9 protein-coding genes are annotated in these 9,439 nt (G+C 71.7%); 5 read left to right on the top strand and 4 right to left on the bottom strand.

Annotated elements, in window-relative coordinates; translation table 11 throughout:
• Positions 1 to 326 precede the first annotated feature (326 nt).
• Positions 327 to 1,181, top strand: a complete 855-nt coding sequence (locus tag G5C65_RS24030) for an NsdA family TPR-like regulatory protein (protein ID WP_165301001.1) — start codon at positions 327 to 329, stop codon at positions 1,179 to 1,181.
• 414 nt (positions 1,182 to 1,595) lie between these two features.
• On the opposite strand, the gene G5C65_RS24025 is transcribed toward G5C65_RS24030, so the two are convergent.
• Together G5C65_RS24025 and G5C65_RS24020 are read right to left on the bottom strand one after the other, a co-directional pair.
• Complete coding sequence (locus G5C65_RS24025; protein WP_165301000.1) at positions 1,596 to 1,841, bottom strand: anti-sigma factor family protein; 246 nt, start codon at positions 1,839 to 1,841, stop codon at positions 1,596 to 1,598.
• Between the two features lie 50 nt (positions 1,842 to 1,891).
• Positions 1,892 to 2,482 carry an RNA polymerase sigma factor gene (locus G5C65_RS24020; protein ID WP_165300999.1) on the bottom strand — a complete coding sequence of 197 codons (591 nt, stop codon included), beginning with the start codon at positions 2,480 to 2,482 and terminating at the stop codon, positions 1,892 to 1,894.
• Positions 2,483 to 2,530: 48 nt separating this feature from the next.
• On the opposite strand from G5C65_RS24020, the gene G5C65_RS24015 reads away from it, so the two are divergent.
• From G5C65_RS24015 to G5C65_RS24005, 3 genes are all read left to right on the top strand, one after another.
• The gene (locus tag G5C65_RS24015; RefSeq protein ID WP_165300998.1) at positions 2,531 to 2,878 is read left to right on the top strand and encodes an anti-sigma factor family protein; all 348 of its coding nucleotides are present in this window, start codon (positions 2,531 to 2,533) and stop codon (positions 2,876 to 2,878) included.
• Positions 2,879 to 3,013: 135 nt separating this feature from the next.
• Positions 3,014 to 3,457, top strand: a complete 444-nt coding sequence (locus G5C65_RS24010) for a MerR family transcriptional regulator (RefSeq protein ID WP_165300997.1) — start codon at positions 3,014 to 3,016, stop codon at positions 3,455 to 3,457.
• A complete protein-coding gene (locus G5C65_RS24005; RefSeq protein WP_165300996.1) occupies positions 3,454 to 5,061 on the top strand; it encodes a peptide chain release factor 3 in 1,608 nt (535 codons plus the stop codon). The genes G5C65_RS24010 and G5C65_RS24005 overlap by 4 nt, the downstream gene beginning before the upstream one ends.
• Before the next feature lie 33 nt (positions 5,062 to 5,094).
• On the opposite strand, the gene G5C65_RS24000 is transcribed toward G5C65_RS24005, so the two are convergent.
• Complete coding sequence (locus G5C65_RS24000) at positions 5,095 to 5,496, bottom strand: MerR family transcriptional regulator (RefSeq protein ID WP_165300995.1); 402 nt, start codon at positions 5,494 to 5,496, stop codon at positions 5,095 to 5,097.
• A gap of 368 nt (positions 5,497 to 5,864) precedes the next feature.
• Between G5C65_RS24000 and G5C65_RS23995 the strand changes: the two genes are divergently transcribed.
• Complete coding sequence (locus G5C65_RS23995; RefSeq protein ID WP_165300994.1) at positions 5,865 to 7,367, top strand: SulP family inorganic anion transporter; 1,503 nt, start codon at positions 5,865 to 5,867, stop codon at positions 7,365 to 7,367.
• Positions 7,368 to 7,392: 25 nt separating this feature from the next.
• Here G5C65_RS23995 and G5C65_RS23990 read toward each other — a convergent pair.
• Positions 7,393 to 9,439, bottom strand: a 2,047-nt coding sequence (locus G5C65_RS23990; RefSeq protein ID WP_478501609.1) for an nSTAND1 domain-containing NTPase, incomplete at its 5' end; no start/stop codon positions are given.

Genomic DNA, 9,439 nt, shown 5'->3' with positions numbered 1-9,439 from the left:
CTCCTGCTCGAGGCGCTGGCGAGAAGGCTGGGCAAGCCTGTTACCGCGTACGACGCAGGTCTGACCTCCACCCCGGCCAACGCCGCCGTGAGCGACCTGTCCTGGGAGGCTGACCCGTTGCGTAACTCGCCGTTCTTGCCGACACGCACACCGACGCCGATCGTCGCCACCCGCTCACCGTCGGCGCCTTCACCCTCACCGCCCTTACCGTCCCGGACGTGGCCGCCCTCGCCCGCCCCGGACGAGATGTAGCCCGCAACCCACCCGTCTCAGACGACGGACGTGGCAGCCGCGTGGGGCGCGCGGAGGTCGAGCACACGCAGACCATGACCCGTCTGTTCGCCCAGGCCAGCGAGAAGCACGGCGCCGGTCACGTACACCCCACTCTGACTGATTACCTCCACCGCACTGTCACTGGCTGGCTGCACGCCCCGGCAAGCGACGCGATCCACCGCGAACTGCTGGTATCAGCCGCCCAGCTGGCGACGCTCCTCGGCTTGATGAGCGCCGACAGCGGAGCCGACGGCCTCGCTCAGCACTGGTACCGCACCGCCGCCCATCTGGCCGCCGACGCCGATGACACGGTCACGTTCGCCATCACCCTGCGCGCCATGTCCGCTCACGCCCACGAACTCGGGCACCACGCCCGGGCTGTCCACCACCTCGCCGAACGCGCAGTCGACGCCACCCGCCACACATCTCCGGCCGTGCGCACCTACACCCAGGCCCACTTCGCCGTCATGCAGGCCCATGACGACCGACGCTCTGCCCTGGCTGCGCTGACCACGGCAGAGCGCCTCTACGGCAGAGTTCAGGCCGCCCCGGGTCCCTTCACTGCCTACCCCCTCGGCACCCTGCACTATCAGCGTGCCCAAACCCTCAGCACACTCGGTGACCGGCAAGGAGCCATCGCCGCCCTGTCCGCTTCACTGCGGCACCGCACCCCCACCGAACGCCTCGCCACCGCGCTCACCCGCGCCCGCCTCTCTGAAACCCTCCTCGCCCACGGCCACCTCGAAGCGGCCACCCCCCATTGGCAGGCATTCCTCGACACCTACTCCCTCCTCCACTCCGTCCGCGCCACCCGTCGGTTGAGCACCATGCGCCAACTCCTGCGCCCCCACAGCCGCCACCACACCGTCGCACACCTCCTCATCCAGGTCGGCCCTGACCGGTACTGACGGGAACGGTGCGGATAGCCGAATGCGGCCCACTCGAAAGGATCTTGCACACCCGAAAGCATTCAGGCCCCCTCCGCCCGGCAACGCGCGACCCGCTGCCCATCACTGAAAATCCATACAGAAGTACGCCTCCGGGGACCACGCACAGTCACCAGCAGGATGGGTTTCACGGGGAACGGGCGACAGTACCGAGGACCTTCCTATCGTGATCACAGGTGTACCGGAACCCAGCGGCCGGGCACCGGCATCAGGGGAGGGCCTCACGTACAGCTCCCTGCTCCACGAGGAGCAGCAGGAGTCGGCAGCAGATCCATTCCGCGGTGTACCTCGTGTACGGGCATCTGCGGCGTCATGGCCTCCCCCTGGCAGATCGGTGCCGTGACGGGCTGTCACCAACGTGCCGGAACAGCACATCTAGGCCCCGGGCTCCTGCTTCCCGCCCTCGGCCAGCGCGTCCCCGTAGCTGCGCAGCCGGGCGACGGCCTCCGCATCCGGCGCCTCGCCGCGTGCCAGGGAGTGCTTGATCTCCCGAAAGGTCCGCGCTTCCAGCCCGCAGCGGCGACAGTCCTCCACATGCCGGGCCACCCGCCGCGCGGTGCTCTCGTCCGTCTCCCCGTCCAGATACGACTGGAGCACCCGGGCCACCTGCATACAGCTCATCCGGCGCTCGGCCCCCGCGCGCTTCCCCCGCGCTCTCCTCAGCCAGCCGTTCACAGCACACCCCGCTTCGGCGCCAGTCCCGCCGCGGCCAGCCGCGCCCGTATCCGCTTCCTGGCCCGATGAAGCCTGCTCATCACCGTTCCCTCCGGCACCCCCAACAGCTCTGCCGCCTCGGCATACGACAGCCCGTCCACATCCACCAGGCGCACCACCTGCCGATGCTTGACCGGCAGCGCGGCCAGCGCCGCGTCCACCACCGCATCGAAGGACTCCCCCACCACGATCTCCTCCGGCGTCGCCGTGGGCCCCGCCGGGCTGTGCGCCAGCCGGTCGAGATCCGCGTCGGGGTCGTCCAGCAGCTGCGGTCTGCGCCGCCGATGCCGGTTGATCTCCGTCCGCCGCATGATCGTCAACAGCCAGGCCCGGGGATGCCGCCCGTCGAACCGGTCCACCGAGCGATATGCCCGCAGCAGCGTGTCCTGCACCAGGTCCTCGGCGTCCGCCGCCTGCGATGTCAGCGTCATCGCCACCCGCAGCAACACCTCCACCTCGGGCAGCACGTACTCCGCGAACGCCTTGTCCCGCTCCGGCCCCGCCTGCGGCACTCGTTCCTCCACCCCGGGGAAACCCTCTGCGCCCATCGTCCCATTCCGCGGAAGCCGCACCGGGCCTCACCGGGTTCCCCTCCCATGGCGGGCACGGGTGAGCGCGGCAGGAGCGCCCCCGCAGGCAGGGCGCGGGGCGGTGGGACCTGGCTGGGCAGGACCGGGGCCGGATACCGGGAGCGGCTGCGGCACCTACGGCTGCGCGGCAGCGTCGAAGCCTATGTCGACGGCGAGTTGACCGGGGTGCGCCGGGCCCGGGTCGCCGAGCACCTCACCGCGTGCCGGGCCTGCAGCGGCACCGCCGAGGCCCTCCGGCTGATCAAGCGCTCGCTCCGGTCAGCGCCCGACCGCGCGCCCGAGCCGCTCTCCGCCCCCCGGCTGCGCCGCTATGTCCACCGGCTCGGCCGCGACGTCCCGCCGCCCACCCGGTAGCGCGGCCAGCGCGCGGCTGTACGCGGCTGTACGCGGCCCAGTTCGCCCCGCCGGTACCGGGACTTGCGAATCTGCCTTCACGTCAGGCTAGATTCGCGGGGGGGGGCCGAGCATGCGACACGAGGTGGTGGAGCCGTGGCCGGGAGGCTGATGCAGATCGGCGAGGTGTCCGAGCGCACGGGGCTGTCCCTGCGCACGATCCGGCACTACGAGGACGTGGGCGTGGTGGCCCCCAGCGAACGCAGTACGGGCGGCTTCCGGCTCTATACCGAGGCCGAGGTGCGACGCTTGGCGCTGGCGCGCCGGATGCGGCCCCTCGGGTTCTGCCTGGAGGACGTCCGCGGTCTGCTGGACATCCTGGACCAGCTGCCCGAGGGTGGCGGCGGTCTGCCCGAGACCGATGAGGAAGCACGCGAGGAGCTGGTGGCGAGGTTGCGCACGTACTGGGTGGAAGCGGATCAGCGGTGCGAGGATCTGCGCCGCGAGCTGGGCCGCGCCGAGGAGTTCGCCGGGGCCCTGCACGGGCACCTGGCCCGCCTGCTGGACGCGGCCGCGCCGGGGCCGGAGACCCCTCGGTGACGGCCGTCGGCAGTGGCGCATGGGCGGCGTCCGAGGCGGCCCGGCGGCGGACCTTCGCGGTGATCAGCCACCCGGACGCGGGCAAGTCCACGCTCACCGAGGCGCTCGCGCTGCACGCCCGTGCGATCACCGAGGCGGGCGCGGTGCACGGGAAGTCCGGGCGGCGCGGGGTGTCCTCGGACTGGATGGAGATGGAGAAGGCCCGCGGGATCTCGGTGACGTCGGCGGTGCTGCAGTTCGCGCACCGCGAGTGCGTGCTGAACCTGCTGGACACCCCCGGGCACGCGGACTTCTCCGAGGACACCTACCGGGTGCTGGCGGCGGTGGACTGCGCGGTGATGCTCATCGACGCGGCCAAGGGCCTGGAGGAGCAGACCCGCAAGCTCTTCGACGTCTGCCGGCACCGGAACATCCCGGTGATCACCTTCATCAACAAGTGGGACCGCCCCGGCCGCGAGGCCCTGGAGCTGCTGGACGAGATCGAGCGGGAGTTCCGGCTCCGGCCCACCCCGGTGACCTGGCCGGTCGGCGATGCCGGGCATCTGCGCGGGCTGGTCGATGTCCGCTCTCCGGAGCGGATGCTGCGCTACACCCGCACCCCCGGGGGCGCCCATGAGGCGACCGAGGACGAGCTCTCAGCGGCGCAAGCGGCCTTGGAGGAGGGCGCGGAGTGGGCGCAGGCGGCCGAGGAGCTGGAGCTGCTGGCCGCCGATGGGGCCGTGCACGATCAGGAGGCGTTCCTGGCGGGCCGGACGACTCCGGTGTTCTTCGGCGCGGCGATCTCCAACATCGGCGTACGGCTGCTGCTGGACGCCCTCGTCGACCTCGCCCCGGCCCCGGGCCCGCGTGTGCTGGAGGGCGGGGGGACCCGCGCGCTGGAGGCACCGTTCTCCGGGCTGGTCTTCAAGGTGCAGGCCAACATGGATCCCGCGCACCGCGACCGCATCGCGTTCCTGCGCGTGTGCTCCGGGATCTTCGAACGCGGCGCCACCGTGACCCGGGCCGCGTCCGGCAAACCGTTCGCCACCAAGTACGCGCACAGCGTCTTCGGCCAGGACCGCTCCATGGTCGACGTCGCCTACCCCGGCGATGTGGTCGGCCTCGTCAACGCCACCGCGCTGCGCGTCGGCGACACCCTGTTCACGGACACGGCGGCGGTCTTCCCGCCCATGCCCACCTTCGCGCCCGAGCGCTTCGCCGTGGCCCGCCCGGCCGACATCAGCCGCTCCAAGCAGTTCCGCCGCGGTATCGCGCAGCTGGACGAGGAGGGCGTGGTCCAGGTCCTGGTCTCGGACGTGCGCGGGGACCAGGCCCCGGTGCTCGCCGCGGTCGGGCCCATGCAGTTCGACGTCGTCGCGGCGCGGATGGCCGGGGAGTTCTCCGCGCCGCTGAGGCTGGAGCCGCTGCCCTACCAGCTGGCCCGCGCCACGGACGCGGCCGGAGCCGAAGCGCTCAACCGCTCCCGCCTGGTCAAGGGCGAGGCGCTGACCCGGGTCCGGGACAAGGCCCAGCTCGCGCTGTTCCCCAACCGCTGGCAGGTCAGCTCCTTCGAGCGCGAGTTCCCCCAGGCCCGCCTCGATCTCCTCCTCGCCGCCCACGAGTGACGCCGCTCCGGTTCCCGGACGGGCCGAGCCCGCTCAGGCCCGGGAGTCCAGTCGGCGCCGCAGGGTGGCGGCGAACTCCTCGGCCATCTCCAGCCGGGCGCGCAGCGTCTCGCAGCGCGCTTCGGCGACCTTGCGGTAGGAGTCGAGCCGCTCGCGCAGCCGCTCGCGCTCCTCCCCGGCGGGCGGCGTCTCGGTCTCACCGATCCGGTCGGTGATCTCCAGCAGGTCGCGCATCTCGTCGAGGGAGAAGTCCAGCGGCTTCATCCGGCGGATCACCATCAGCCGCTGGACGTCGGCCTCGGTGTACAGCCGGAAGCCGCCCTTGCTGCGGGCCGAGGGAATCACGAGGCCCACGTCTTCGTAGTGGCGGATGGTACGCAGCGACAAGCCGGTCCTCTCGGCGACCTCGCCGATCTGCATCTGCCGCTCACTCATCGCCGCGCCTTCTCCCTCTGATGTCCGGCTGCTTCAGTCCCAGGCCCATGACGGCTGTTTACCTACGCTTCACAAGCCACGACTCGCACTCTGCCCTCACGTCAGGGTAGAGTCTCCGTGTGCTCGCCCCGCCGTGCAGTACACGGTAGGGCCGGTCAGACCACAGCAACGGTCCCGACCGGGCCCCTGCCGCACCCGATGGCTTCCGGGCAATGATGCCCGACCGGCAACCGAGAGTTGCCGTCCCCTGTCCGGCCAGGCCCCCGCCGAGGGCGGCTGGGCCGCTGGGTGATCTCCAGCACCTGGAATCGGTACGACGCGTGTGTGTCCAGTGGTGTGGACGCGTGCGCCTGAGCAGAAATGGTTGCATGTCCTCTCCGCTGTCCGCTGTCCCCAAGCCGCGCCTGTCCAAGCCGGACTGGCTGGCGTCCCCGAGGGTCTTCCGTACCGAGGTACTGGCCGGGCTCGTCGTCGCGCTGGCGCTCATACCCGAGGCGATCTCCTTCTCGATCATCGCCGGGGTCGACCCCAGCGTCGGGCTGTTCGCCTCGTTCACCATGGCCGTCGTCATCTCCCTCGTCGGCGGCCGCAAGGCGATGATCTCCGCGGCGACCGGCGCGATGGCCCTGGTCATCGCCCCCCTCAACCATGAGTACGGGCTCGGCTACCTGATCGCCGCCGTCATCCTCGGCGGCCTGATCCAGGTCGCGCTCGGCGCCCTCGGCGTCGCGAAGCTCATGCGGTTCGTGCCCCGCAGCGTGATGGTCGGCTTCGTCAACGCGCTGGCCGTCCTGATCTTCATGGCCCAGGTGCCGGAGATGCACGACGTGCCCTGGCCCGTCTACCCGCTGATCGTCGGCGGCCTGGCGCTGATGGTGCTCTTCCCGAAGATCACCAAGGTGATCCCGGCGCCGCTGGTGTCCATCGTCATCCTCACCGTGATCACCCTCGCGGCCGGGATCGCCGTCCCGACCGTCGGCGACAAGGGCGAGCTGCCCTCCTCGCTGCCCGTGCCGGGCCTGCCCGACGTGCCCTTCACCCTGGACACGCTCACCACCATCGCCCCCTACGCCTTCGCGTTCGCACTGGTGGGGCTGATGGAGTCGCTGATGACGGCCAAGCTGGTCGACGACATCACCGACACCCACTCCGGCAAGACCCGCGAGTCGATCGGCCAGGGCATCGCCAACATCGTCACCGGCTTCTTCGGCGGCATGGGCGGCTGCGCCATGATCGGCCAGACGATGATCAACGTGAAGACCTCCGGAGCCCGCACCCGGCTGTCCACCTTCCTGGCGGGCTCCTTCCTCATGGTGCTGTGCATCGCCTTCGGCCCGGTCGTCTCCGACATCCCGATGGCCGCGCTGGTCGCCGTGATGGTCCTGGTCTCCGTCGGCACCTTCGACTGGCACTCCATCCAGCCCAGGACCCTCAAGCGGATGCCGGTGGGCGAGACCGTCGTCATGGTCGTCACGGTGGCCTGCGTGGTGGCCACGCACAACCTCGCGATCGGCGTCGTCGTCGGCTCCCTGACCGCCATGGTCATCTTCGCCAAGCGCGTCGCCCACCTCGCCAACGTCTCCGGCGTCGTCGACCCGGAGGGCAACCAGGTCGTCTACGCGGTCACCGGAGAGCTGTTCTTCGCCTCCTCCAACGACCTCGTCTACCAGTTCGACTACAAGGACGACCCGGACGACGTCGTCATCGACCTGTCCGACGCGCACATCTGGGACGCCTCGTCCGTCGCCGCGCTGGACGCGATCGAGACCAAGTACGCGGCGCGCGGCAAGAAGGTCACCATCATCGGGCTGAACCAGCCCAGCGCCGAGATGCACGACAAGCTGGCCGGACAGCTCACCGGCGGCCACTGAGAAGACCCGCCGCGCGTTCCGGTCACTACGGGCACACGGGGGCGGAGTCGTGGCCGCGCAGGTACTTGGATCGCTCTGCCGCGGTGACATCGCGATGGAGGGCGGTGCAGATCGACCGGCTGATCCCCTCCGCGCCGCGCAGGTCCGGCTCCCATATGCGTGCGGTGTCGTCGTCGCCGCCGGTCGCGAGGGATCTGCCGTCCGGGCTGAACGCCACCGACCCCACCCCGCCCTTGTACCCGGTGAGGGTGGCGCGGGTCTTGCCGGACTCCACGTCCCACAGCCGCACGGTGCCGTCGCGGCTGCCGCTGGCCAGGGTCTCCCCGTCCGGGCTGAACGCCACCGATGTCACGCCGCCCTTGTGGCCGGTCAGGGTGGTGCGGGTCCTGCCCGACCGCACGTCCCACAGCCGCGCGGTGCCGTCCGCCCCGCCTGTGGCCAGCGTCTTGCCATCGGGGCTGAACGCCACCGGCGCGTCCAAGACGTAAGAACGGCTGCCGAGGCGGTGGCGCAGGGGTGCCGCCGGGGCCGTGTGGAGGGCTGCGGCGGCTTCTGTGGTGCGGCTGGTCTTCCACGCCTTGACGGCGAGCAGTGAGGCGAGGTCCGGATGGTCGCCCGCCACGGTGGCGGACAGTGCGGCCAGTCTCCGGGACTGCGCTTCATGCTGCGCGGAGACGGCGGCACGCTGCTGGTGGACCGCGATGCCGGTGGCGATCAGGGCGAGGACGAGGAGGGCGGCAAGGGAGCCCAGGACCGCCTGGATGCGTCTCCGCTCGCGGGTGCGCGCCCGGCAGCTGGCGGCCAGGAAGTCCCGCTCGCGCGCTGTCAGCTCGCCGTTCCGCTCATCCGCTCCTGCGCCCTCGCCGCCCGCGGCGGCTGCCCCGTCCGGGGCGAAGTGCTCGACGGCGATCAGCAGGCGGCTGCCCCGGTAGAGGGCTCCCGGGTCGCGGCCGAGTTCCTCCCACGACCGGGCGGCCTCCGTCAGATGCCGGTGCACACGCAGCTGCTCGCGGTTCTCCTCGATCCACCGGCGCAGCCTCGGCCATGCGGTGATCAGCGCCTCGTGGGCCAGTTCGACCCGGCTCTCGTCCGAGGTCAGCAGCCGCACCCCCACCAGATGCTCCAGCACCGGGCCGACCTCGCCCAGGCCGAGCGCCTCCAGTTCCGCGCGGACCACCGGCCGTCCGGCGTCCTGCGCCGCCTCACCCGGTGTGATCAACCGCAGCAGCACATGCCGCACCAGGACCGCCTGCTGTGCGGACAACCTGGTGTACGCCTGCTCGGCGGTCTGGGCGATGGCGCCGTGCACCCCGCCGACCGCCTCGTACGCCTCCAGGGTCAGGGTGCGGGCGCGGCGCCGGCGCCAGGTCTCCAGCAGTGCGTGCGAGAGCAGCGGCAGACAGCCCGGCCGGCCCTCGACATCCGCCAGCAGCCGCGCGGTCAGCGCGCGCTCGACCACCAGGCCCTCCGCTGCGGCCGGGCCCACGATCGCCTGGCGCAGCTGTGCCGAACTCATGGGCCCCACCGTGAGGCTGGCGTCGTTCAGCACCTCCACCAGTCCGGCGTGCTCGGCGCAGCGGCCGTAGAAGTCCGCGCGGACCGCCAGTACCACCCGCAGACGGCGGGCGGGGTCCTGGGCGGCCAGCAGCATCTCAAGGAAGCGTGAGCGCTCCGCGGGGTCCTGGCACAGCGTGAAGAGCTCCTCGAACTGGTCGACCAGCACCCAGGTGTCCCCGGGGCCCTCCGCGGCGGCCAGTGCCGCCCGGTGGGTCCGGGCAGGACGCTCGCCCGGCGTGAGGATGCGCGCGGCTGCCGGACGCCCCAGCGGCCCCTCGTCCTGCTCCGGTGCGCACAGCGAGGGGATGAGCCCGGCCCGCAGCAGGGAGGACTTCCCGCTGCCGGAGGGTCCGAGTACGGCGGTGACCCGCTCCCGGCCCACCAGTCCCACCAGGCGCGCGGTCAGCTCCGTACGGCCGAAGAACCGCGCCCGGTCGCCGGGTTCGAAGCGGGCCAGCCCGCGGTACGGCGCCTCCCCCTCCCCGTCGGCCACCGTGACTGCCGCGGTCTCCCCC

This window comes from Streptomyces boncukensis, from assembly GCF_011045075.1.
In the GTDB taxonomy this organism is placed as follows: Bacteria; Actinomycetota; Actinomycetes; order Streptomycetales; family Streptomycetaceae; genus Streptomyces; species Streptomyces boncukensis.
Note: the sequence above shows the minus strand (reverse complement) of the source record. Positions and strands in the feature narration are given on the sequence as shown.

What these genes read in the sequence shown, in the direction of transcription:
- G5C65_RS23995 (WP_165300994.1), top strand. Translation starts at nt 5,865, where the DNA reads ATGTCCTCTCCGCTGTCCGCTGTCCCCAAGCCGCGCCTGTCCAAGCCG.
- G5C65_RS24025 (WP_165301000.1), bottom strand. Translation starts at nt 1,841, where the DNA reads ATGAGCTGTATGCAGGTGGCCCGGGTGCTCCAGTCGTATCTGGACGGG.
- G5C65_RS24030 (WP_165301001.1), top strand. Translation starts at nt 327, where the DNA reads ATGACCCGTCTGTTCGCCCAGGCCAGCGAGAAGCACGGCGCCGGTCAC.
- G5C65_RS24000 (WP_165300995.1), bottom strand. Translation starts at nt 5,496, where the DNA reads ATGAGTGAGCGGCAGATGCAGATCGGCGAGGTCGCCGAGAGGACCGGC.
- G5C65_RS24015 (WP_165300998.1), top strand. Translation starts at nt 2,531, where the DNA reads ATGGCGGGCACGGGTGAGCGCGGCAGGAGCGCCCCCGCAGGCAGGGCG.
- G5C65_RS24020 (WP_165300999.1), bottom strand. Translation starts at nt 2,482, where the DNA reads ATGGGCGCAGAGGGTTTCCCCGGGGTGGAGGAACGAGTGCCGCAGGCG.